The following is a 22,276-nucleotide window of genomic DNA, read 5'->3' on the forward strand; positions in this document are numbered from 1 at the left end:
CCCCGCCTCCGAGTTCCCAGAGCCCCACGCCGTCCATGACCAAGACCAGCCACCAGATCCGCCGGGATTTCCTCGAGTTCTTCCGCTCCAAGGGCCACGAGATCGTTCCCTCCAGCCCGCTCGTGCCGGGCAATGACCCGACCCTGCTGTTCACCAATGCCGGCATGGTGCAGTTCAAGGACGTGTTCCTGGGCGCCGAGAAGCGCAGCTATCGGCGCGCGGTCAGCTCGCAGCGCTGCGTCCGTGCCGGCGGCAAGCACAACGACCTCGACCAGGTCGGCTACACCGCGCGCCACCACACCTTCTTCGAGATGCTGGGCAACTTCAGCTTCGGCGATTACTTCAAGCACGACGCGATCGTCTACGCCTGGGAGCTTCTCACCGAGGTTTGGAAGCTGCCCAAGGAGCGCCTGCTGGTCACGGTCTACCACACCGACGACGAAGCCTTCGAGATCTGGAACAAGGTCGTCGGCCTGCCGCCCGAGCGCATCATCCGCATCGGCGACAACAAGGGCGCGCCCTACGCCAGCGACAATTTCTGGCAGATGGCCGACACCGGCCCCTGCGGACCGTGCTCGGAAATCTTCTACGACCACGGCGACCACATCCCCGGCGGCCCCCCGGGCAGCCCGGACGAGGACGGCGACCGCTTCATCGAGATCTGGAACAACGTCTTCATGCAGTACGACCGCCAGGCCGACGGCACCCTGGTGCCGCTGCCTGCGCCCTGCGTGGACACCGGCATGGGCCTGGAGCGCGTCTCGGCGGTACTGCAGCACGTGCACAGCAACTACGAGATCGACCTGTTCCAGCACCTGATCAAGGCCGCGGCCGCACTCACCGGCACCACCGACCTCGAGCACAAGTCGCTGCGCGTGATCGCCGACCACATCCGCGCCTGCAGCTTCCTGGTGGTCGACGGCGTGCTGCCGTCCAACGAAGGCCGTGGCTACGTCCTGCGCCGCATCATCCGCCGCGCCATCCGCCATTTCTGGAAGCTCGATGGACTCAGCGCCGAAGGCAAGTTCTGGCGCATGGTGCAGCCGCTGGCCGAGGTGATGGGCGAGGCCTATCCCGAGCTGGTGGCCAAGCAGAAGCTGGTCGAGCAGGCGCTGAAGGGCGAGGAAGCCGCGTTCGCGCAGACGCTCGACGCCGGCATGGCGCGACTGCACGACTACCTGGCGGCCTCGGGCAACCGCATCGGCGGCGAGCAGCTGTTCCAGCTGCACGACACCTACGGCTGCCCGCCCGACCTGATCGCCGACCTGTTGCGCGAGAACGTCGACAAGGGCTGGGCCCTGGCCGACGACGCGCTGGCCGACTACGAGGCGTTGATGGAGCAGCAGCGCGACCGCGCCCGCGCCGCCAGCAAGTTCGCGGGCGTGACCGCGCTGCCCACCGATCTGATCGCCACCCTGCGCCCCACCGAGTTCCTGGGCTATGACTCGCTCGACGCCGACGGATGCCGCATCGTCGCGATCGTCCGCGATGGCAAGCCCGTCCAGCAGTTGGCGGTGGGCGAGGAGGCCGTGCTGCTGCTCGACCGCACGCCCTTCTACGCCGAGTCCGGCGGCCAGGTCGGTGACGCCGGCCAGCTGCTTGATCCGGTTGGCAACCGTTTCGAGGTTCGCGACACGCTCAAGCTCTCCGGCACGTTCCATGGCCACCTCGGTCGCCTTGCAGGCGGCGCGCTGAAGGTGGGCGACCGCATCTCGGCGCGCGTGGACGAAGCGCGGCGCCAGGCCACCGTGCTCAATCATTCCGCCACGCACCTGCTGCATGCGGCCCTGCGCCAGGTGCTGGGCGAGCACGTGACGCAGAAGGGCTCGCTGGTCGCGCCCGACCGCCTGCGCTTCGATTTTTCGCACTTCCAGGCCATTCCGGCCGCGGACCTCGCCCGCATCGAGGCGATGGTCAACGCTGAGATCCGCCGCAACGCCGAGGCCGAAGTGCACCACATGGGCATGCAGGAGGCGCTCGATTTCGGCGCGATGGCGCTGTTCGGCGAGAAGTACGGCGAACACGTGCGGGTGCTGCGCATGGGTGATTTCTCCACCGAGCTGTGCGGCGGCACGCATGTGCACCACACCGGCGACATCGGCTTGTTCAAGATCCTCAGCGAAGGCGGCGTTGCCGCCGGCGTGCGCCGCATCGAAGCGGTGACGGGCGAGGGCGCGCTGGCGCACATCGCCGCGGAGGAGCGTCGCCTGGAGGAGGCCGCCAGCCTGCTGGGCGGCAACGCCGGCGACGTCATCGACAAGCTGCGCCAGCTGCTCGACCGCCAGAAGAAGCTCGAGCGCGAACTCGAATCGCTCAAGGCCAAGGCGGCCGCCGGCGCCACGGCCGACCTCGCCGCTTCGGCGCCCGTGGTTGCCGGCACCAGGGTGGTCGCGGCCCGCCTCGAGGGCCTCGACGCCAAGTCGCTGCGCGATGCCGTGGACCAGCTCAAATCGCGACTCGGTGATGCGGTGATCGTCCTGGCCTCGGCCGAGGGTGGCAAGGCCTCGCTGGTGGCCGGCGTGCAGGGTGCCGCGCTGGGCAAGGTCAAGGCCGGCGAGCTGCTGGCCCACGTCGCCGCGCAAATCGGCGGCAAGGGCGGTGGCCGCCCGGACATGGCGCAGGGCGGCGGTCCCGACGGCCCGGCGCTGGTATCGGCCCTGCAGGGCGTGCCGGCCTGGGTAGCCGAACGCCTGGGCTGAGCGCGGACTTCCGCGCGGCGCGTTTCGTTGCGCCCCGCCCGGTAGCGCACTACCATCGGAAAACGCCGCGATCTTGCGGCTGGGAACCGCGCGCAGCAACCGGGTCGCGCGGGCCGGTGCAGGGACGTATCGGGAGGGAGAGCGATGCTGATTTTGACGCGTAGGGTGGGAGAGACCCTGATGATCGGTGACTCGGTCACCGTGACGGTGCTGGGTGTCAAGGGCAACCAGGTGCGTATCGGCATCACGGCGCCCAAGGACGTGGCCGTGCATCGCGAGGAAATCTTCCAGCGCATCCAGAAGGACGACGGCGAGGCGCCCGGCGCCGCCGCCGCCGATGCGGGTTTACCGAAGCCCGATTGAAAGGCTATCCTATGCGGCCGGTTTCGCCCGACAGGGCGGGGCCGGTGTCCGTTCCGGAGTGATGCCCGAGTGGCCGAAGGGGCTCCCCTGCTAAGGGAGTATCGGGTCAAAAGCCTGATCGAGGGTTCGAATCCCTCTCACTCCGCCAGGTCGAATCCGCCGCCGCAAGGCGGCGATTTTTTCGCCCCGGCAACGACGACGGACAGGGTGTGTTTGGGTGGCCCGCGGATTAGTTTCATCGCAGGCATTGACGGCTCCCCCAGCGTCCCCCATAATTTCGCTTCTGCGCGCCCGTAGCTCAGCTGGATAGAGCACCAGGCTACGAACTTGGTGGTCGGGAGTTCGAATCTCTCCGGGCGCGCCACTCTTCGGCAAACAGGGTGCTTCGGCACCCTTTTTGTTCGGTGGCCCAGGCAGGTGGTGCATTGCACCTCCCGCCGGGGCGGCCGTAAAGTTGTGACTCGTGCGGCGCGCCTTCCCGGGTGCCGGGCTTCACCGCCGGGGTATAGCTCAGCCTGGTAGAGCGCCAGCTTTGGGAGCTGGATGTCGTGGGTTCGAATCCCTCTGCCCCGACCAGGCCTGCTTCCCCGGCACCTGCGGTAACCGCGCATGGAAGCGGGCGGACGCGGCCGGTATCATCCCGGCAGGCGCCCGTAGCTCAACTGGATAGAGCACCGGCCTTCTAAGCCGGCGGTTGCAGGTTCGATTCCTGCCGGGCGCGCCAGGCCGGGAGGGGTGGAACGGGTTAAGGTTCACAATGTGGTGGATGTAGCTCAGTCGGTTAGAGCATCGGATTGTGATTCCGAGGGTCGCGGGTTCGAGTCCCGTCTTCCACCCCAGTTCCAAGCGCGGCATAATGCCGCGTCGCAAGCCGCTTCGGCGGGAAGATAACGGGCCGTTAGCTCAGTTGGTAGAGCAGTTGACTCTTAATCAATAGGTCGTAGGTTCGAATCCTACACGGCCCACCATCTTCCCGATTGAATCGTCACCGCGCGGCAATGCGAAAGTGGCGGAACTGGTAGACGCGCTGGATTTAGGTTCCAGTGGGGCAACCCGTGAGAGTTCGAGTCTCTCCTTTCGCACCATCCGGAAACGGAGGCGCGGGGACGATTCGGGGCTCTGCGGGTTTTTTCATTTTCGCGCCCGGGAACGGCGCGGTCAGGAGTTGACATGCAAGTTTCGCTCGAGAACACCGCCAACCTGGAACGCCGCCTCACCATCACCCTGCCGGCGGAGCGCCTCGACGGCGTCGTCGGCAAGCGCCTGGTCGAGATCGCGCGCACCGCGAACATCAAGGGCTTCCGCAAGGGCAAGGTGCCCGCCAAGGTCATCGAGCAGCGCTTCGGCCCGCAGGTCCGCAGCGAAGCCTACGGCGAGCTGGTCCGCGAGAGCCTCGGCGAGGCCCTGCGCGAGCAGAAGCTGCTGGTCGCCGGCAACCCGGAGCTGAAGGCCGACCCGGCCGCCGCCGAAGGCGAGATCCGCTTCACCGCCACCTTCGAGGTCGTGCCCGATTTCGGCACCATCGACCCGACGCAGCTCAAGGTCGTGCGCACCACGTCGTCCATCGAGGACACCGACATCGACGGCATGATCGAGACCCTGCGCGCCCAGCGCCGCACCTGGGTCGCGGTCGAGCGTCCGGCGCAGCCGGGCGACCTGCTCGCGGTCGAGACCGTCGCCACCAGCGGCGAGCTGCGCATGCCGCCCGAGGGCAGCGACAAGGGCAACACCGTGCTGGGTTCGGGCGTGATGCTGCCCGAGCTCGAGGCCGCGCTGGCCGGCATGTCCGCCGGCGACGAGCGCGAGGTCGACATGACCTTCCCGGCCGACTGGCGCGCCACCGAGCTGGCCGGCAAGTCCGCCAAGGTCCAGCTCAAGGTGCACAAGGTCTCCGAGCCGCACCTGCCCGAGATCGACGAAGCCTTCGTCAAGAGCTTCGGCATCAAGAACGGCAAGATCGAGCAGTTCCGCAAGGAAGTGCGCGCCAACCTCGAGCGCGAGCTCAAGGGCACCCTGATGTCTCGCCTGCGCGCCGAAGTCGCCTCGAAGCTGGTGGCCGCCTACAGCAGCGTCGAGCTGCCGCCGCGCCTGATCCAGGCCGAGGCCCGCAACATGGCCGCCGCCGCCGAGCAGCAGGCCCGCCAGCAGGGCCAGGCCAACGCCAAGGCCGACCCGGAGATGTTTATGGCCGCCGCCCGCAACCGCGTCGCCGCGGGGCTGCTGGTCGGCGAGGTCGCCCGCCAGAACAACCTCAAGCTCGACGGCCGCCGCCTGAACGAGACCCTGCAGCTGATCGCCTCGACCTACGAGGAGCCGGAGCAGGTCGTTGAACTCTACAAGAACGACCCCAACCTCATGCAGGGCCTCCGGAACCGCGTGATGGAAGAGCAGGTGATCGACTGGATCGCCGAGCGGGCCGACGCGACCGAGCAGGCGCTGAGCTTCACCGAACTGATGCGCCCGGCCGCGTAAACTCGGCCAAAACGGAGGAACGTCCCATGGAACCGATCAAGGGCTTGAACCTGGTGCCGATGGTGGTCGAGCAGACCAGCCGCGGCGAGCGGGCGTACGACATCTACTCGCGCCTGCTCAAGGAGCGCGTGATCTTCCTGGTCGGCCCCATCGACGACTACATGGCGAACGTGATCGTCGCCCAGCTGCTGTTCCTCGAGGCCGAGAACCCCGAGAAGGACATCAGCCTGTACATCAACTCGCCCGGTGGCATCGTCACCGCCGGCCTGGCGATCTACGACACCATGCGCTTCATCAAGCCCGACGTGAGCACCATCTGCGTCGGCCAGGCCGCCAGCATGGGTTCCTTCCTGCTCGCCGCCGGCACCAAGGGCAAGCGCTACATCCTCCCGAACTCGCGCGTCATGATCCACCAGCCCTCGGGCGGCGCCCAGGGCCAGGCCAGCGACATCGCGATCCAGGCCAAGGAGATCCTGTTCCTGCGCGAGCGCCTGAACAAGGAACTGTCCGACAACACCGGGCAGCCGATCGACAAGATCGAGCGCGACGTCGAGCGCGACTACTTCATGTCGTCGGAAGAGGCCAAGGCCTACGGCGTCGTGGACGCGGTCATCAGCTCGCGGCCCGACGACACCGTCCAGGCCGGCTGACCCGCCACGAACGCCGCCTTCACGCCCCGATCCGGCCCCGTCCGGACCGGGGTTTGACCATTGGCGGCCTGTGATATTCTCGATTCCGACCCATTCCACCAGGGCAACCAGAGCATGACCGAAGACCGCCAGGGCCGTACCGGCGACAGCAGCAAGATCCTGTACTGCTCGTTCTGCGGCAAGAGCCAGCACGAGGTTCGCAAGCTGATCGCGGGCCCCAGCGTGTTCATCTGCGATGAATGCGTCGAGCTGTGCAACGACATCATCCGCGAGGAGCTCGAGGAGAAGGCCCACGCCGCCCGCAGCCACCTGCCCAAGCCGCGCGAGATCCTCGAGGTCCTCGACCAGTACGTGATCGGCCAGCAGCGCGCCAAGAAGACGCTCTCGGTCGCCGTGTACAACCACTACAAGCGCATCGAGAGCCGGATCAAGAACGACGACATCGAACTGTCGAAGTCGAACATCCTGCTGATCGGCCCGACCGGCTCGGGCAAGACCCTGCTGGCCGAGACGCTGGCCCGCCTGCTCAACGTGCCGTTCACCATCGCCGACGCCACCACCCTCACCGAGGCGGGCTACGTCGGCGAGGACGTCGAGAACATCATCCAGAAGCTGCTGCAGAAGTGCGACTACGACGTCGAGAAGGCGCAGCAGGGCATCGTCTACATCGACGAGATCGACAAGATCTCGCGCAAGTCCGAGAACCCGTCGATCACCCGCGACGTGTCGGGCGAAGGCGTGCAGCAGGCGCTGCTGAAGCTGATCGAAGGCACCGTGGCCTCGGTGCCGCCGCAGGGCGGCCGCAAGCACCCGCAGCAGGAGTTCCTGCAGGTCGACACCAAGAACATCCTGTTCATCGTCGGTGGCGCGTTCGCCGGCCTCGACAAGATCATCCAGGCCCGCAGCACCGAGGCTGGCGGCATTGGCTTCTCGTCCAAGGTCAAGTCCAGCGAGCGCAAGGTCGAGGTCGGCAAGCTGCTGGCCGAGGTCGAGCCCGAGGACCTGATCAAGTTCGGCCTGATCCCCGAGTTCGTCGGCCGCCTGCCGGTGGTCGCCACCCTCGAGGAGCTCGACGAGACTGCGCTGATCAAGATCCTCACCGAGCCCAAGAACGCCATCACCAAGCAGTTCAAGAAGCTGTTCGAGATGGAGGGCGTCGAGCTCGAGGTCCGTCCGGACGCACTGATGGCCATCGCCAAGCGCGCGCTCAAGCGCAAGACCGGCGCCCGCGGCCTGCGCACCATCATGGAGTCGGTGTTGCTCGACACGATGTACGACCTGCCGTCGCTGGAAAACGTCAGCAAGGTCGTCGTGGACGAGTCGGTGATCAGCCATGCCACCGAGCCCTACCTGATCTACTCCAGCACCCCGGCGCCCGCCGTGGCGCCCAAGGCGGCCTCCGGCGACTGAGCCGGGCCACGCAAGTGCTTGAATCCCGGGCCGGTCTTTCCGGCCCGTTTCTTTTCCGCGCGAAAAACTTGCAAGCGGCGTCCCGGGCCCCCATAACCTGAGCCATAGCGGGGCCCCCGGCCCCCGACGGAGCCAATCCCATGGAAGACAAGACCCCCGTCCCGAATCGCCTCGACCTGCCCGTGCTGCCGCTGCGCGACGTGGTGGTCTACCCGCACATGGTCATCCCGCTGTTCGTCGGCCGCGACCGTTCGATCAAGGCGCTGGACCTGGCGATGGCCGGCGACAAGCAGATCCTGCTGATCGCGCAGAAGAGCCCGGACACCGACGACCCGGCCGCCGACGACCTGTACGCGGTCGGCACGCTGGCGCAGGTGCTGCAGCTGCTCAAGCTCCCCGACGGCACCATCAAGGTGCTGGTCGAGGGTTCCGCGCGCGTGGCCATCGACGGCTACGGCGACCGCGAGGGCGCGCTCACCGCCACCGGCGTCGAGGTCGACTCCCTGCACGAGCGCGATGCGCGCGAGCTCGAGGTCACCCAGCGCTCGCTGATGACCCTGTTCGAGCAGTACGTCAAGACCAACCGCAAGCTGCCGCCCGAGCTGCTCACCACGCTGTCGGGCATCGACGAGCCCAGCCGCCTGGCCGACACCATCTCGGCCCACCTCGGCGCGCGCCTGTCGGACAAGCAGCAGCTGCTCGAGACCCTCGACATCGGCCAGCGCATGGAGATGCTGATCGGCCTGGTGGACGGCGAGATCGACGTGCAGCAGATCGAGAAGCGCATCCGCGGCCGGGTCAAGTCGCAGATGGAGAAGAGCCAGCGCGAGTACTACCTCAACGAGCAGATGAAGGCGATCCAGAAGGAGCTCGGCGAGCTGGACGAGGCGCCGAACGAACTCGAGGAGCTCGCCAAGAAGGTCGCTGCCGCCGGCATGCCCAAGCCGGTCGAGGCCAAGGCCCGCACCGAGCTCAACAAGCTCAAGCAGATGTCGCCGATGTCGGCCGAGGCCACCGTCGTGCGCAACTACATCGACTGGCTGGTCGGCGTGCCTTGGAAGAAGCGCAGCAAGGTCCGCAAGGACCTCAAGGCCGCGCTCGACGTCCTCGACGCAGATCACTACGGCCTGGAGAAGGTGAAGGAGCGCATCCTCGAGTACCTCGCGGTGCAGTCGCGGGTGAAGAACATGAAGGGCGCGATCCTTTGCCTGGTCGGCCCGCCCGGCGTGGGCAAGACCTCGCTCGGCCAGTCCATCGCCAAGGCCACGAACCGCAAGTTCGTGCGCATGTCGCTGGGCGGCGTGCGCGACGAGGCTGAGATCCGCGGCCATCGCCGCACCTACATCGGCTCGATGCCGGGCCGCATCGTCCAGAACCTGAGCAAGGTCGGCAGCAAGAACCCGCTGTTCATGCTCGACGAGATCGACAAGATGAGCATGGACTTCCGCGGCGACCCGTCGTCGGCCCTGCTCGAGGTGCTGGACCCGGAGCAGAACCATTCCTTCAACGACCATTACCTCGAGGTCGACCTGGACCTGTCGGAGGTGATGTTCGTGGCGACCTCGAACTCGCTCAACATCCCGGGCCCGTTGCTCGACCGCATGGAGGTGATCCGCATCCCGGGTTACACCGAGGACGAGAAGCTGCACATCGCCGAGAAGTACCTGATCCCCAAGCAGCTCAAGGCCAATGGCCTCAAGCCGGCCGAGCTCAAGGTCAGCGAGGCGGCGGTGCGCGACATCGTGCGCTACTACACGCGCGAATCCGGCGTGCGCAACCTCGAGCGCGAGATTTCCAAGATCTGCCGCAAGGTGGTCAAGGAAATCGCACTGGCCGGCCCGCGCAAGAACGGCAAGCCGATGGCCATGAGCGTCACCCCCAAGAACCTCGACAAGTACCTGGGCGTGCAGCGCTATGACTTCGGCCGCGCGGAGCAGGAGAGCGAGGTGGGCCTGGTGACGGGCCTGGCCTGGACCGAGGTCGGCGGCGACCTGCTGCAGATCGAGGCCACGCTGCTGCCCGGCAAGGGCCAGCTGATCCTCACCGGCCAGCTCGGCGACGTCATGCAGGAGTCGGTGAAGGCCGCCTACAGCGTGGTGCGTTCGCGCAGCGAACGGCTGGGCCTGGACACCGAGTTCCACAGCAAGTTCGACACCCACGTGCACGTGCCGGAGGGCGCCACGCCGAAGGACGGACCCAGCGCCGGCATCGCGATGGTGACCGCCCTGGTGTCGGTGCTGTCGGGCGTACCGATCCGCGCCGACGTCGCCATGACCGGCGAGATCACCCTGCGCGGCCGGGTGCTGCCGATCGGCGGCCTGAAGGAAAAGCTGCTGGCGGCCCTGCGCGGTGGCATCCGGACCGTGCTGATCCCGGACGAGAACAAGAAGGACCTTGCGGACATCCCCAAGAACGTCACCCAAGGCCTTGAGATCATTCCGGTCAAGTGGATCGACGAGGTGCTGGACGTTGCCCTGGTGCGGCCGCTGTCGCCGGGCGCGGGCTCCGAGCCCGCCCCGGAGGCGAGCAGCGAACCGGGCGGGAAGGACGCTGGCGGCGCCGCGATGACGCACTGATCGCGACGCACCGCAAGCCCCTGAAACCCGCGAAATATCTGGCTTTCGCGTATTGCGCGGTCAAAATGCGGCTGGTATAAATCATCCAACCTTCGCACCGGAAACGTCCGGGTGCGCTGGCACAGGTGGATCGATGCCGCGCCCCAGGCCATTGCCGGGCCGGCCCGGTTTTTCAGAATGCGGGTAACCCCCCGCCCAGGGAGTCAATAATGAACAAAGCCGAATTTACGAGTGCCGTCGCCGATGGCGCCGAGCTGTCCAAGGCTGACGCCGGCCGCGCTGTCGACGCCATGATCGAAGTGATCAAGAAGGCGCTCAAGAAGGGCGAAACCATCACTCTGGTGGGCTTTGGCACCTTCTCCGTCCGCAAGCGCGCCGCCCGCCAGGGCCGCAACCCGCAGACCGGCGACACCATCAAGATCAAGGCTTCCAAAAATCCTGCGTTCAAGGCTGGCAAAGCCCTTAAGGATGCTGTAAACTGAGCGTCTTGTAGGGGTGCTTAGCTCAGCGGTAGAGCGTCGCCCTTACAAGGCGAGGGTCGGGGGTTCGAAACCCTCAGCACCCACCAGTAAGTGATTCAGCGGAGTGGTAGTTCAGTCGGTTAGAATGCTGGCCTGTCACGCCGGAGGTCGCGGGTTCGAGTCCCGTCCACTCCGCCATATCCTCGAGGGCGCCCCACAAGGGCGCCTTCGTTTTTTCCGGCCCGGGAAACCGGGCTCCACCTTCGAACGGCAAAGCCCACATGCTGCAGCGCATTCGCGACAAGTCCTCGGGTTGGATCGCCTACCTCATCCTTGGCGCCGTCATCGTCACGATGGCGTTCTTCGGCCTAGAGGCCTATTTCTCCCCGAGAATCGAGACCTACGCCGCCAAGGTCGAAGGTCCCGCCACGTTCTGGATCTTCGGCAAGCAGGAGCGCGAGATTTCCCAGGAGGAATTCCGCCGCCGCTTCGAGCAGGCCCGCCAGGAGGCACGCCAGCAGCAGGGCGAGGCCTTCGACAGCGCCGCCTTCGAATCCATCGAGTCCAAGCGCAACATCCTCGACGGCATGGTGGACAACGCCCTGATGGCGCTGGTGGCCGAGCGCGAAGGCATGACCGTGTCCGACCAGGAAGTGGCCGACCAGCTAAAGGCGCTGCCTCAGTTCCAGGTCAACGGCGTCTATAGCCCGGACCAGTACCGGCTGTCGCTGGCGGGGCAGGGCCTGACCCACGCCCAGTTCATGGCGTCGGTGCGCGCCGACCTGGCCAGCCGCACGCTGCCCAACGAGATCGTCGAAAGCGCGATCGCCAGCAACGCCGAGCTCGAGGCTTTCCTCAAGCTCAGCCAGCAGACCCGTTCGCTGCGCCTGGTGGACCTGCCGACCCCGTCGCTGCCGGCCGAGCCGCCGACCGATGCCGAGCTGCAGGCCTGGTACGACGCCAATCCATCGCTGTACCGCAGCGAGGAAAAGGTCGCGGTCGAATACGTGGAGATCGACGGCGCCAGCCTCGAGGTTCCCACCACGGTGGACGAGGCCACCCTGCGCGGGCGCTACGAGGAGCTGCGGGCCCGCTACGTGACCGAGCCGCAGCGCGTCGCTTCCCACATCCTGGTTGCCGCCGCCGCGGATGCCGACGCGGCCACCAACGACGCCGCGCGTGAGCGCGCCGCCGCCCTGGCCGCGCAGGCGCGCGCGCCGGGTGCCGACTTCGCCGCCCTGGCGCGCGAGAACTCCGACGACCTGGGCTCCAAGGCCGAGGGCGGCGACCTCGGCTTGGTCGAGGCCGGGCTGTTCGACGCGGCGTTCGAGCAGGCGCTGTTCGCCCTGGATACCGCCGGCCAGGTCACCGACCCGGTGCGCACCCCGGACGGTTGGCACGTGATCCAGCTGCGTGAACTCACGCCAGGTTCCGAGCGCCCGTTCGAGGAAGTCCGCGCCGAGCTCGAGGCCGAGTACTTCCAGAACGAGGCCGAGCGCCTGTTCAGCGAGCTCAGCGGGCGCCTGGTGGAGCGCGTCTACAAGGATCCGACCGCACTGGCACCGTCGGCCGAGGCCTTGGGCCTGCCCGTGCAGCGCACCGCGCTGTTTGGTCGCGGCGGCCTGGACCAGGGGCTGTCGGCGATCGAGGCGGTGCGCGCCGCGGCCTTCAGCGACGCCCAGAAGACCGAGCGCCAGGTCAGCGACGCCATCGAGATCGGCCCGAACCACATCGTGGTCATCCACGTCGTGGAGCACGTGCCCGAAGCCGCGATCCCGTTCGCGGAGGTCAAGGACCGCGTGCTGTCCGACTACAACGCCGATCGCCTGGCCCAGGCCTCGCAGGCGCAGGCCGAGGCGCTGCTCGAGCGTGCCCGCGCGGGCGAAGCGCTCGACGCGCTGGCCACCGACGTCGGCCGCACCGTGGCCGAGCTCGAGGACATCGCCCGCCAGGCCGCGCTGCCGCCGGCGCTGGTGGCGGAGGCCTTCCGCGTCGCGGCGCCGGAGGAGGGCAAGCCCTCGTTCGGCATCGCCAAGGTCGGCCCCGACCGCCACGTGCTGTTCGAGGTCACCAAGGTCACCCCGGGCGACCTGGCCACGCTGGATGACGCCACCCGCACGATGATCCTCGGCCAGTACGCCCAGGCCCGCGGCCTGGTCGAGCTGCAGGAGTACACCAAGGCGCTGCGAAAGGTCTACACGGTGCGGGTCGCCGAAGACCGGCTCTGAGGCTGGGTCGTCGCAAAAAGAAAAGGCCCGGGAATCCCGGGCCTTTTTCATTGATGCCTGGCGCGACGGATCAGTCGATGCTGATGCCCGTCATGCCCAGGATGTTGTAGCCACAGTCGACATAGGTCACTTCGCCGGTGACGCCGGCCGCGAGGTCCGAGCACAGGAAGGCGCCGACGTTGCCGACATCCTCGATGGTGACGTTGCGGCGAAGCGGCGCGGTTTCCGCCACGTGGGTGAGCATCTTGCGCAGGTTGCCCACGCCCGAGGCCGCCAGGGTCTTGATGGGCCCGGCCGAGATCGCGTTGACGCGGGTGCCTTCCGGGCCGAGGTTCATGGCCAGGTAGCGCACGTTGGCCTCGAGGCTGGCCTTGGCCAGGCCCATCACGTTGTAGCTGGCCAGCGCGCGCTCGGCGCCCAGGTAGCTCAGCGTCAGGATGCTGCCGCCGCGGCCCTTCATCATCGGCCGGCCGGCCTTGGCCAGCGCCGCCAGCGAGTAGCTGGAGATGTCGTGGGCGATGCGGAAGTTCTCGCGCGTGAGGTTGTCCAGGAACCCGCCCTCGAGCGCCTCGCGCGGCGCGAAGCCGACCGAGTGCACCAGGATGTCGAAGCCGTCCCAGTGCTTGCCGAGCTCGGCATACATCGCGTCGATCTGCGCGTCCTCGGCCACGTCCAACGGCAGCACGATGCTGGAGCCGCAGTCGGCCGCGGCGGCCTCGACGCGCGACTTGAGCTTGTCGTTCTGGTAAGTGAAGGCCAGTTCGGCGCCCTCACGATGCATGGCCTCGGCGATGCCGCTGGCGATGGAGCGTTGGCTGGCGATACCCACGATCAGGGCGCGCTTGCCGGTCAAGAATCCCATGGTTTCCTCCCGATGGCCGCCCTACCGGCGGCGAGTGGCCGGTAGTTTGAACCGCGGCGGGCCATACCGCCAAGCATGGTGGCGCGCCTCAGGGGTCGATGCGGATCACCTGGCCCGGGCGCAGGATCGAACGGCCAGTGAGTCCATTGATCTCGAACAGGGCGCGCAGTGGCACGCCGTAGCGCGCCGCTATCCGCGACAGCGTGTCGCCGCGCCGGACCTCGTGCACGCGGCCGGCGTCGCCGGCGGGCGTCGCCATGGACTGGGACGCGGTCCCTTCGCCCGTGCCGCCGGCCGCCTGCGCCAGCTGCGCCAGCGCCGTCACCGGCGCCAGCACGTCGCGCGGCACGCCCGCGACCACGCGTCCCTGGCGATAGGCGGGGTTGAGTGCACGCAGTGCGGAGGCATCCACGCCCAGCCGCACGGCCGCCTGGTCCAGGCTGTTTACGCCCGCCGGCAGCGCCACCCGCGCCAGTGGCGTGAAGCGCGCCTCGCGGGGCAGCACCAGGCCATGTCGCTCGGGTTTGTCGAACAAACAGGCCAGCGCGTGCAGCTTGGCGACGTAGTCGTAGGTGGTGTTGGACAGGCCGCGCGGCAGCCGGCTCTCGCCCGACACGCGATGGTCGCCGCTGTTGCGGAAGGCGCGCAGGACGCGGTACTCGCCGGCGTTGTAGCCCATCGCCATCGCCCGCCACTCGCCGTCGAACAGCCCGTCGAGGGTCTCCAGGTAGGACAGCGCGGCGTCCGTGGATTCCACCGGCGACAGCCGGCCGTCGTAGCCGGGCTGTATGCGGATGCCGTGGTTGCGCGCAGTGCTGGCGATCATCTGCCACATGCCCGCAGGCCCGCCCGGGCCGATCGCGGCCGGCCGGTACCAACTCTCGACGATCGGCACCAGGGCGAATTCCCCCGGCAGGTCGCGGCGCTCGACTTCCTCGACCACGTAGCCCATCAGCGGCAGGATCTGCTCGATTTGGCGGGCGAAGCTGGCCGGATGGCCGGCATAGCGCTTGCGCCAGAGCCGGTTGTGGTTGCCCTTGACGCAGATCGGGTCCGAAAACCGCGCCCGCATCCGGTCGAAGACCTCGGCGCCGGTGTCGATCGGGTCCGGCGCCGCCTCGGCGGCCGGCTCCGCCGGCGGTGTGGGTTTTGTTTGCGGCGTCGCGGCGCCGGGCACCACCCGCACCGGCGTCGCCGGCTCCAAGGGTTCGAGCGGATCGGGCCTCACCGTCGGCTGGCACGCGGCCAGCACCAGCAGCAGGAAAGCCAGGGCGATGCGGTTCGGTTTCATCCGGTGAATCCATCCTTCCATTGGCGCAGCGCGGCGAACGCCTCGATGCGGTTCGCGGGCGCCCGGCCCAGGTGCGTGGCCAGCCGAGCCTGCAGCGCCGGCTGGTCGACGCGCAGGAAGGGGTTTCCCGCGCGTTCGATCGCCAGCGTGCTCGGCAGGCTCGGTTGCCCGGCACGGCGCAGCCCGGCCACGTGCGCCAGCCAGTCCTCGCGGGCCGGGTTGTCGGGTTCCACCGCCCGGGCGAAGCGGCCGTTGGCCTCGGTGTATTCATGCCCGCAGCAGACCCGGGTGTCGGCGGGCAGGGCGGCCAGGCGCTCCAGCGAAGCCAGGAACTGCGCCGGCTCGCCTTCGAACATCCGGCCGCAGCCGAGGCTGAAAAGCGTGTCGCCGCAGAACAGGTGGCCGGCGCCGTGGAAGGCGACATGGCTCCGCGTGTGCCCGGGTACGGCAAGCACGTCGAAGGTCGCGCCCAGCGCCGGCACTTCCACCCGGTCGCCGTCGCCGACGCGGACCACCTCGCCGGGGATGCGCGCATCGTCCGGACCATAGGCGGGAATACCCAGCGCCGACTGGAGCCGCGCGGCGCCGCCGACGTGGTCGGCGTGATGGTGGGTCAGCAACAGGGCGACCGGCCGAAGGCCGCCGGCGATGGCGGCCCGCACCGGGGCATCGTCACCCGGGTCCACCACCACGACGGCCCCGTCCGGCCCGCCCAGGAGCCAGATGTAGTTGTCCTGGAAGGCGGGCAGGGCGATCGCACGCAGCAAACGGGGTGACCTGGGGCGCGCTGATGACGCAGAATCGCGACCATGCCCCCGGCTCCCGTCCCTCGTCAACCCGACACGCCCGCCGCGGCCTGGTTCGGGCGCGAAGCCACCCTGCGCATGCTCCACGAGGTCCAGCGCCAGGCCATCCCCGAGCTGACCCGGGTGTTCGGCCACACCGGGCTGTACCTTCGGCCAACGCCCGCGCTGGCGCCGGTGCTGTCGGGCAACATGCTGGCCAACGTGGTCAGCCTGCACCGTGGTGGCGACGGGTTCACGGGCGACCTGGCCTGCCGCGACGGCCAGCTGCCGATCGCCAGCGGCTGCGTGTCCCTGGTCTACGGCCTGTTCGTGCTCGAGACCTCGGCGGCGCCGACGGCCCTGCTGGACGAAGTGGCGCGGGTACTCAAGCCCGAAGGCGTGGCAATCCTGCTGACGCTGAACCCGTGGAGCCCGGTGAGGTTGCGCTGGGGCTTCCGCGGCCTGGTGGCGCGCGACCCGGCCGCCGTGGCCGCCGACGTCCGGGCGGCCGGCCTCGAAGTGCAGCGGCGCCGGGGAGTCGGACCGCTATGGTCCAGTTCCAAGGCAGTGGACCTGGCGGTCCGGGGCCGCGATCATCCGTGGTCGGGCCTGCGCATGGCCAGCCTGCTGGTGGCGCGGCGCCGCGACCCCGGGATGACCCCGCTGCGCGCTGGTTCGCCCGCCCTGAAGTTCCGCCCCGGCATGAGTGCCGGCTGACACGATGCAACGCATGGAAGCCCGAATGAAATCCGTAGAAATCCACACCGACGGTGCTTGCCTCGGCAACCCCGGACCCGGCGGCTGGGGCGCACTGCTGCGCCATGGCGACACCGAGCGCGAGCTCGCCGGCGGCGAGGCCAACACCACCAACAACCGCATGGAGCTGCTGGCGGCCATCATGGCGCTGGAGGCGCTGAAGTCGCCCTGCGAGGTCGTGCTCTCGACCGACTCGCAGTACGTGCAGAAAGGCATCGGCGAATGGCTGCCGAACTGGATCCGCCGCGGCTGGAAGACCGCCGGGGGCGAGCCGGTCAAGAACAAAGACCTCTGGGAGCGCCTGCAGGCCGCCGCCCAGCCGCACAAGGTGCAGTGGAAGTGGGTCAAGGGCCACGCCGGCCACGTCGAGAATGAACGCGTGGACCAGCTCGCCCGCGCCGCCGCCGAAAAATTCCGCTGAGGCCCGCCATGCGCCAGATCGTGCTCGACACCGAAACCACCGGCCTGTCCTGGGAAAAGGGCAACCGCATCGTCGAGGTCGGCTGCATCGAGCTCATCGAGCGGCGCCCGACCGGCCGCCAGTTCCAGCGCTACTTCAACCCCGGCCGCGAGATGGAGCCGGGGGCGCAGGAAGTGACCGGCCTGAGCCTGGACTTCCTGCGCGACAAGCCGCGCTTCGAGACCGTCATCGACGAGCTGCTCGGGTTCATCGCCGGCGCCGAGCTGATCATCCACAACGCCAGCTTCGACGTCGGCTTCCTCAACCATGAGCTTTCGCTGGCCGGCGCACACTATGGTCGCCTCGAGGACCACGCCAGCGTGCTCGATACGCTGGCGATGGCGCGCGAGCGCTTCCCGGGCCAGCGCAATTCGCTTGACGCGCTGTGCAAGCGCCTGGGCGTCGACAACGGCCACCGCAAGCTGCACGGCGCATTGCTCGACGCCGAGCTGCTGGCCGAGGTCTACCTGGGCCTGACTGCGGGCCAGGGCGACCTGGGCCTGGCGCCGCTGGGCGAACCGGAGGCCGCGGCGCGACTGCCCGGGGCCGTGGCCATCCCGGCCGCGCCGCGCCGCGTGCTGCGCGCCAGCGACGCCGAGCTGGCCGCGCACGAGGCCCGGCTGCAGAAGATCACGGCCAAGGCCGGCAAATGCCTGTGGCCCGGGCCGGCGGCCTGACGCGTTTGGTGGATAATCGGCCGGAGCCACTGGCCTTGGGGTCGCCTTGAACGCCACCGTCCTGCTCACCTCGGTCGACATCAACATCCCGGGCTACCGCATCCTGCGGCCGATCGGCGAGGGCGGCATGGCCTCGGTGTTCCTGGCCATGCAGGAGTCGCTCGACCGCGAGGTCGCGCTCAAGGTGATGTCGCCGGTGCTGGCCGCCAACGCCGAGTTCGCCGGCCGCTTCGTGGTCGAAGGCAAGATCACCGCCAAGCTGCAGCACCCGAACCTGGTGACGGTGTACGACATCGGCAGCCACAACGGCGTGTATTACTTGGCCGCTGAATACATCCCGGGCGGCACGCTGAAGGAGCGCATCGCCGCGGGCGACCTCAGCGTCGCGCACGTGCTCGACATCGCCACCGACATCGCGCAGGGCCTGGATTTCGCCCACGAGAAGGGCTTCGTGCACCGCGACGTCAAGCCGGGCAATGTGCTGTTCCGCAAGGATGGCCGCGTGGTGCTGGCCGACTTCGGCATCGCCAAGGCCATGGACGGCAGCAACAGCTCCACGGTCGCCGGTGCGTCGATCGGCACGCCCGACTACATGAGCCCGGAGCAGGCGCGCGGCGAGCCGGTGGACGGCCGTTCCGACCTCTACAGCCTCGGCACCGTGCTTTACGAGATGCTGGTCGGTGCGCCGCCCTACCAGGCCGCCGATCCGTTCACCGTCGCGTTGATGCACGTCACGCATCCCGTGCCGAGGCTGCCGGCGCCGCACGAATGGCTGCAGCCGCTGCTCGATGGCCTGATGGCCAAGGAGGCGGGCCAGCGCTTCAACACCGGCGCCGCGTTCATCGAGGCGCTGCATCGCGTGGTGTCGAACTCGCCCGAAGCGGCGGCAATCCAGGAAACCCGCGCGCGCAAGCCGGGCGCCGGGCAGCGCATCGCCAGCGGCGCCGCCACCCAGCAGCGCACGCGCGTCAGCGTGGCGCGCGCCGGCAAACGACGGGCCTGGGTGCTGCCGGTGGCCGGACTGACCGGCCTGTTCGTGGTGGCGGTGCTGGCCTGGTGGCTGCTGTCGCCGTCGGCGGAGCCCGCCGGTGCAGCGGCGGACGTCGCCGGGGCACGCCCCGACGCACGGCAGGTCGATGCGCCGGACGACCCCGGATTGCCGGCCGATTTCCAGATGCCCAAGCCGGTCGATGCCGGCGACGCCGATGAAGTCGCGCGCCTGCTCAATGCCGCCGACCAGCTCTTCGAGTACGGCACCCGGACCGAGCCAGGCCGCAAACTGACCCTGCCCGATGACGACAGCGCGCTGGGCTACTACCGCCAGGCGCTGCGCCTGGATCCCGAGAACGCGCGCGCGAAGGCCGGCATCGCGGGCATCGTCGCGTTCTACCGCAGCTTCGGCCACAAGGCCTGCGCGGCCGGCCGCTGGGCGCAATGCGGCGTCATCGTGCGCGCCGGGCTGGCGGTGGATCCCGCCGATGCCTACCTGCTCGGACTCCAGGACGCCGTCACCAGCGGCGAAGCGGGCGAGGAGCCTACGCTGCCGCCGGCACCACCCGCGGGCTGAGCCCGCTCAGCGGCGCCGCAGCAGGATGACGGTGACGTTGTCGGAACCGCCGCCGTCGAGCGCCGCCGACACCAGGTGGTCCACGCATTCCTGCGCCGACAGTTCGGCCTGGCCCAGCAGGTGGGCGATGCCGGCGTCGTCCACTTCCTCGGTCAGGCCGTCGCTGCACAGCAGCAGCTGCTGGCCGGGACGCAGTTCACCGGACAGGGTTTCCACCTTCAGGCTCTGTGGATCGGTGACGCCGAGCGCCTGCGTCACCACGTTGCGGTGCGGATGCGCGCGCGCCTGCTCGGCGGTGATCGCGCCCTGGTCGATCAGTTCCTGCACGTAGCTGTGGTCCGACGAAAGCTGGCGCAGCTGGCCATTCCAGAGGTAGGCGCGGCTGTCGCCGACCCAGGCCAGCTCGAAGCGGTGGTCCTGGATGCGCAGCGCCACCATGGTGGTGCCCATCGGCAGGCTTTCGGCGCGCTGTTTGCTGTGCCGGATGATGTCCTCGTCGGCGCGGCGGATGGCGTCGGCCAGCGCACGGCCGGCGCGCACCTCGCGCACCACCGTATCGCGGGCGAGGGCGCTGGCCACTTCGCCGAATTCGTGGCCGCCCATGCCATCGGCCACCAGCCACAGCCCGAGTTCGGAGTCCCCGAAATAGGTGTCCTCGTTCAACTCGCGGCGCAGGCCGACGTGGCTCAGGTGGCCGAACTCGATCATGCTCAAAACTCCATCCGCAGGCCCATGGCCAGGTTCCACTGCGACTCGCCGTCGCGCCCCGCCAGGTGCTCATAGTAGAAGAAACCCGAGCGCCCGCCGGTGAGCACCATGGAAAGACCCAGGCCCAGGCGGAAGTAGTCGGTGTCCAGCGGATCGCCGGTGACCAGCATCGCGGTGCCGGTGGGGTCGTTGAGGAAGCGCGCTTCCATCGCCTGCGGGTCGTCGCGGAATTCGTGCTCCCACTCCAGCTGCAGGTGCGGCATCAGCACGCCCCAGTTCGTGCTGTGGGTCCAGGTGAACTTGGTGCCCAGCACGCTGGCCAGCGACACCAGGTCGCGGCTGGCGATGTGCAGGCCCAGGCCGCTGCCCGGCGCGCCCGCCACGGTTTGCTCGCGGATGGCGTCGAAGCCCAGCCGCGTGTACATCAGGCGGCCGTACGGCCCGATGCCGAAGGCACCGCGGCTGTAGTCGCGGCCGAAGGTGAACGCCGTCGCCAGCAGGTCGCCGGAGGCATCCGCCACCGCGGTCTGGTCGACGGTGGTGGTGCCGCCGCCGGCCAGCGGCAGCGTGTACTGGATCCGCCGCAGCATCTCGTAGTCGTTGCGGCCCCAGGTCAGCACGCTGTCGAGGTACCAGCTGTCGGCCTGGTAGAACGTGGTGTACGCCGAAACGCTCCAGCCCCGCGTCTCCAGTCCGCCGCGGTCGCCCGGCAGGTCGGTGTCCTGGCGGGTGTAGCCCAGTGATCCGCCGATCACCCAGCGGTCGCTCTTGCGATAGTCGAGGCCGGCGGTCAGGCCTTCGATGTCGTAATCGTAGGCCGGGTCGACCACGCCGGCCTCGGACTCGCCGCGGCCCACGGTGCCCGCCGCGAAGAAGCCCCAGCGGCTGAAGTCGGCGCCGACTTCCGCTCCGGGCTCGTCCGCGCCGAACGCGCTCGACAAGGCTCCCAGCGAGATCGGCCCGGCCGGTGTGTCCAGCGCCAGGCCGCCGAAGCGGGTTCCGCCGGTGCCGCTGCGCAGCGCCGCGATGCGGGTCTTGAGGTTCTGGAACTGCGACTGCGCGGCGCTCATCGCGGCATTGGCCTGGGTCAGGGCGACGACCGCCATCAGCTGGTCCAGCGCGTTGACGGTCGCGTCCGGATCGAGGCCGGCGGCGGCTCCGATCTCGCGGCACCGGGCCAGCAGGTCGGTTTGCTGCGTCGTTGGCGCGGGCAGGTTGGCCAGCGCCGGGCACAGCGTGTCGATGGCGTCGGCGACCGCGCGCTGCGTGCGCGACAGCCCGGCCAGGTTGCCCAGTGCGCCGTTGAGCTGGAACACGGCGGGCGCTGCGGCCAGCGGCGAGCTCGCCGTAACCTCCACCGCTCCCGCCGTGGCCACCGTTACCGTGTTGCTGGCGACGCCAGCCCCGTCGGTCAGGGAGGTGGCCGAGGCCAGCGTGCCGACCGTCGCGGTCCAGTCCACGGTGGCGCCAGCTACCGGATTGCCCGCTGCGTCACGCAGCTCGACCTGAAGCGGCGCCGAGGTGGCCCCGGCGGCCAGGGTTTGGCCATCGCCCCCGGACACGGTCAGCGTTCCCAGCGCATCGACGGTGAGGTTGAACACGACGATCGCGGTCGGGTCGTCCTGGCGCACGGCGCTGATGGTGACCGGGCCCGGGGTCGCGCCGGCAGTGGCGGTCACGGCGGCGTTGCCGAAGTTGTCGGTGAGGCTGGTGGCGGCGGACAACGTCGCGTCGCCCCCGGTGACCGTCCAGTCGATGCCGACGCCGACGGCGCCGAAGCCGTTGTTGGTGGCGTTGACCTGCAGCGCCGTCGCGAACGCCGTGTTGGGCAGGGTGGTCTGGTCGTTGCCGTCGATGTCGGTGAGCAGTGTCACCAATGCGTCGGTGCCGAAGTTGAAGACCAGCGAGCCCGGCGTGCAGAACGTGGGCACGCAGCTGGCCTGCACGGTGCCGGTGCCGCTCGGGGTCGGGCCGAGGTTGACGGTGAAGGTGTAGTCGGTATCGAGCAACACGGTCGGGGCGGTCGGCGGCACGATGCTGGCGCCGCCGGTGGTGTCGGACGTGATCGCGAGCACGATGTCCACCGTCGGCGTGCAGGCGACTTCCGCGCGCAGGGTGAAGCTGACCTGGGTGCCCGCAGGGCCGGTCGCCGTGGTGGCGCCGACCGGGACGAAGTCGCAGCTTTGCGCCATCGACTGCCCACTCCACAGCAGCGAAACCGCGGAGAACAAAAGCAGCGCGGCGATTGCCCGAAGCGATGGTCTGGCGGGATGGCTGGAACGCGCCGCGCTACCCTGCGAGTCCATCGCTT

Annotated in this window: 17 protein-coding genes and 9 tRNA genes; 21 read left to right on the top strand and 5 right to left on the bottom strand. The window is 68.9% G+C overall.

Features of this window, described 5'->3' with window-relative positions; all coding sequences use genetic code 11:
- Positions 1–35: 35 nt before the first annotated feature.
- From alaS to Q0C12_RS02380, 17 genes are all read left to right on the top strand, one after another.
- Entirely contained in the window at positions 36–2,699 is a 2,664-nt protein-coding gene (alaS, locus tag Q0C12_RS02300) for an alanine--tRNA ligase (RefSeq protein WP_290885641.1), read from the top strand.
- Between the two features lie 144 nt (positions 2,700–2,843).
- The gene (csrA, locus tag Q0C12_RS02305; protein ID WP_290885644.1) at positions 2,844–3,062 is read left to right on the top strand and encodes a carbon storage regulator CsrA; all 219 of its coding nucleotides are present in this window, start codon (positions 2,844–2,846) and stop codon (positions 3,060–3,062) included.
- A 55-nt stretch (positions 3,063–3,117) separates the two neighbouring features.
- Positions 3,118–3,210, top strand: a tRNA-Ser gene (locus tag Q0C12_RS02310).
- Between the two features lie 139 nt (positions 3,211–3,349).
- Positions 3,350–3,426, top strand: a tRNA-Arg gene (locus Q0C12_RS02315).
- Positions 3,427–3,561: 135 nt separating this feature from the next.
- Positions 3,562–3,638 (top strand) — tRNA-Pro (locus Q0C12_RS02320).
- Positions 3,639–3,709: 71 nt separating this feature from the next.
- Positions 3,710–3,786, top strand: a tRNA-Arg gene (locus Q0C12_RS02325).
- A 38-nt stretch (positions 3,787–3,824) separates the two neighbouring features.
- Positions 3,825–3,901: transfer RNA gene (locus Q0C12_RS02330), tRNA-His, on the top strand.
- 53 nt (positions 3,902–3,954) lie between these two features.
- A tRNA-Lys gene (locus Q0C12_RS02335) sits at positions 3,955–4,030 on the top strand.
- A gap of 32 nt (positions 4,031–4,062) precedes the next feature.
- A tRNA-Leu gene (locus Q0C12_RS02340) sits at positions 4,063–4,147 on the top strand.
- A gap of 85 nt (positions 4,148–4,232) precedes the next feature.
- Entirely contained in the window at positions 4,233–5,534 is a 1,302-nt protein-coding gene (tig, locus tag Q0C12_RS02345) for a trigger factor (RefSeq protein ID WP_290885647.1), read from the top strand.
- 26 nt (positions 5,535–5,560) lie between these two features.
- Positions 5,561–6,184 carry an ATP-dependent Clp endopeptidase proteolytic subunit ClpP gene (gene clpP, locus Q0C12_RS02350; protein ID WP_034215006.1) on the top strand — a complete coding sequence of 208 codons (624 nt, stop codon included), beginning with the start codon at positions 5,561–5,563 and terminating at the stop codon, positions 6,182–6,184.
- A gap of 114 nt (positions 6,185–6,298) precedes the next feature.
- Positions 6,299–7,594, top strand: coding sequence for an ATP-dependent Clp protease ATP-binding subunit ClpX (clpX, locus tag Q0C12_RS02355; protein WP_290885650.1), 1,296 nt, complete (start codon positions 6,299–6,301; stop codon positions 7,592–7,594).
- Positions 7,595–7,734: 140 nt separating this feature from the next.
- Positions 7,735–10,170, top strand: a complete 2,436-nt coding sequence (gene lon, locus Q0C12_RS02360; protein ID WP_290885653.1) for an endopeptidase La — start codon at positions 7,735–7,737, stop codon at positions 10,168–10,170.
- Between the two features lie 209 nt (positions 10,171–10,379).
- The gene (locus Q0C12_RS02365; RefSeq protein WP_034215002.1) at positions 10,380–10,652 is read left to right on the top strand and encodes an HU family DNA-binding protein; all 273 of its coding nucleotides are present in this window, start codon (positions 10,380–10,382) and stop codon (positions 10,650–10,652) included.
- 11 nt (positions 10,653–10,663) lie between these two features.
- Positions 10,664–10,738 (top strand) — tRNA-Val (locus Q0C12_RS02370).
- 14 nt (positions 10,739–10,752) lie between these two features.
- Positions 10,753–10,829: transfer RNA gene (locus Q0C12_RS02375), tRNA-Asp, on the top strand.
- 83 nt (positions 10,830–10,912) lie between these two features.
- On the top strand, positions 10,913–12,859 hold the full coding sequence (locus Q0C12_RS02380; RefSeq protein ID WP_290885658.1) for a SurA N-terminal domain-containing protein: 1,947 nt from the start codon (positions 10,913–10,915) through the stop codon (positions 12,857–12,859).
- A gap of 70 nt (positions 12,860–12,929) precedes the next feature.
- On the opposite strand, the gene Q0C12_RS02385 is transcribed toward Q0C12_RS02380, so the two are convergent.
- From Q0C12_RS02385 to gloB, 3 genes are all read right to left on the bottom strand, one after another.
- The gene (locus Q0C12_RS02385) at positions 12,930–13,721 is read right to left on the bottom strand and encodes an enoyl-ACP reductase (RefSeq protein WP_290885661.1); all 792 of its coding nucleotides are present in this window, start codon (positions 13,719–13,721) and stop codon (positions 12,930–12,932) included.
- Between the two features lie 88 nt (positions 13,722–13,809).
- The gene (locus tag Q0C12_RS02390) at positions 13,810–15,012 is read right to left on the bottom strand and encodes a transglycosylase SLT domain-containing protein (RefSeq protein ID WP_290885664.1); all 1,203 of its coding nucleotides are present in this window, start codon (positions 15,010–15,012) and stop codon (positions 13,810–13,812) included.
- Positions 15,009–15,776: a hydroxyacylglutathione hydrolase gene (gene gloB / locus Q0C12_RS02395; protein WP_290885720.1), complete on the bottom strand. Its 768-nt coding sequence runs from the start codon at positions 15,774–15,776 to the stop codon at positions 15,009–15,011. Before gloB ends, Q0C12_RS02390 begins: the two co-directional genes overlap by 4 nt.
- A 45-nt stretch (positions 15,777–15,821) precedes the next feature.
- Here gloB and Q0C12_RS02400 point away from each other — a divergent pair, with 45 nt between their 5' ends.
- The 4 genes from Q0C12_RS02400 to Q0C12_RS02415 are packed head-to-tail and all read left to right on the top strand — an operon-like array spanning position 15,822 to position 19,257.
- Positions 15,822–16,514, top strand: a complete 693-nt coding sequence (locus tag Q0C12_RS02400; protein ID WP_290885667.1) for a methyltransferase domain-containing protein — start codon at positions 15,822–15,824, stop codon at positions 16,512–16,514.
- Positions 16,515–16,539: 25 nt separating this feature from the next.
- A complete protein-coding gene (gene rnhA, locus Q0C12_RS02405; RefSeq protein WP_290885670.1) occupies positions 16,540–16,974 on the top strand; it encodes a ribonuclease HI in 435 nt (144 codons plus the stop codon).
- 8 nt (positions 16,975–16,982) lie between these two features.
- The gene (gene dnaQ / locus Q0C12_RS02410) at positions 16,983–17,690 is read left to right on the top strand and encodes a DNA polymerase III subunit epsilon (protein WP_290885673.1); all 708 of its coding nucleotides are present in this window, start codon (positions 16,983–16,985) and stop codon (positions 17,688–17,690) included.
- A 46-nt stretch (positions 17,691–17,736) separates the two neighbouring features.
- Entirely contained in the window at positions 17,737–19,257 is a 1,521-nt protein-coding gene (locus Q0C12_RS02415) for a serine/threonine-protein kinase (protein WP_290885676.1), read from the top strand.
- Between the two features lie 6 nt (positions 19,258–19,263).
- On the opposite strand, the gene Q0C12_RS02420 is transcribed toward Q0C12_RS02415, so the two are convergent.
- Both Q0C12_RS02420 and Q0C12_RS02425 read right to left on the bottom strand, forming a co-directional pair.
- A complete protein-coding gene (locus Q0C12_RS02420; protein ID WP_290885679.1) occupies positions 19,264–19,965 on the bottom strand; it encodes a PP2C family serine/threonine-protein phosphatase in 702 nt (233 codons plus the stop codon).
- Positions 19,966–19,967: 2 nt separating this feature from the next.
- Complete coding sequence (locus Q0C12_RS02425; protein ID WP_290885682.1) at positions 19,968–22,157, bottom strand: autotransporter domain-containing protein; 2,190 nt, start codon at positions 22,155–22,157, stop codon at positions 19,968–19,970.
- Positions 22,158–22,276 lie beyond the last annotated feature (119 nt).

Source organism: Arenimonas sp. (genome assembly GCF_022842045.1).
Lineage (GTDB): Bacteria > Pseudomonadota > Gammaproteobacteria > Xanthomonadales > Xanthomonadaceae > Arenimonas.

Coding starts and splice junctions, on each gene's coding strand:
- alaS (WP_290885641.1), top strand. CDS start 36: ATGACCAAGACCAGCCACCAGATCCGCCGGGATTTCCTCGAGTTCTTC.
- csrA (WP_290885644.1), top strand. CDS start 2,844: ATGCTGATTTTGACGCGTAGGGTGGGAGAGACCCTGATGATCGGTGAC.
- tig (WP_290885647.1), top strand. CDS start 4,233: ATGCAAGTTTCGCTCGAGAACACCGCCAACCTGGAACGCCGCCTCACC.
- clpP (WP_034215006.1), top strand. CDS start 5,561: ATGGAACCGATCAAGGGCTTGAACCTGGTGCCGATGGTGGTCGAGCAG.
- clpX (WP_290885650.1), top strand. CDS start 6,299: ATGACCGAAGACCGCCAGGGCCGTACCGGCGACAGCAGCAAGATCCTG.
- lon (WP_290885653.1), top strand. CDS start 7,735: ATGGAAGACAAGACCCCCGTCCCGAATCGCCTCGACCTGCCCGTGCTG.
- Q0C12_RS02365 (WP_034215002.1), top strand. CDS start 10,380: ATGAACAAAGCCGAATTTACGAGTGCCGTCGCCGATGGCGCCGAGCTG.
- Q0C12_RS02380 (WP_290885658.1), top strand. CDS start 10,913: ATGCTGCAGCGCATTCGCGACAAGTCCTCGGGTTGGATCGCCTACCTC.
- Q0C12_RS02385 (WP_290885661.1), bottom strand. CDS start 13,721: ATGGGATTCTTGACCGGCAAGCGCGCCCTGATCGTGGGTATCGCCAGC.
- Q0C12_RS02390 (WP_290885664.1), bottom strand. CDS start 15,012: ATGAAACCGAACCGCATCGCCCTGGCTTTCCTGCTGCTGGTGCTGGCC.
- Q0C12_RS02400 (WP_290885667.1), top strand. CDS start 15,822: ATGCCCCCGGCTCCCGTCCCTCGTCAACCCGACACGCCCGCCGCGGCC.
- rnhA (WP_290885670.1), top strand. CDS start 16,540: ATGAAATCCGTAGAAATCCACACCGACGGTGCTTGCCTCGGCAACCCC.
- dnaQ (WP_290885673.1), top strand. CDS start 16,983: ATGCGCCAGATCGTGCTCGACACCGAAACCACCGGCCTGTCCTGGGAA.
- Q0C12_RS02420 (WP_290885679.1), bottom strand. CDS start 19,965: ATGATCGAGTTCGGCCACCTGAGCCACGTCGGCCTGCGCCGCGAGTTG.
- Q0C12_RS02425 (WP_290885682.1), bottom strand. CDS start 22,157: ATGGCGCAAAGCTGCGACTTCGTCCCGGTCGGCGCCACCACGGCGACC.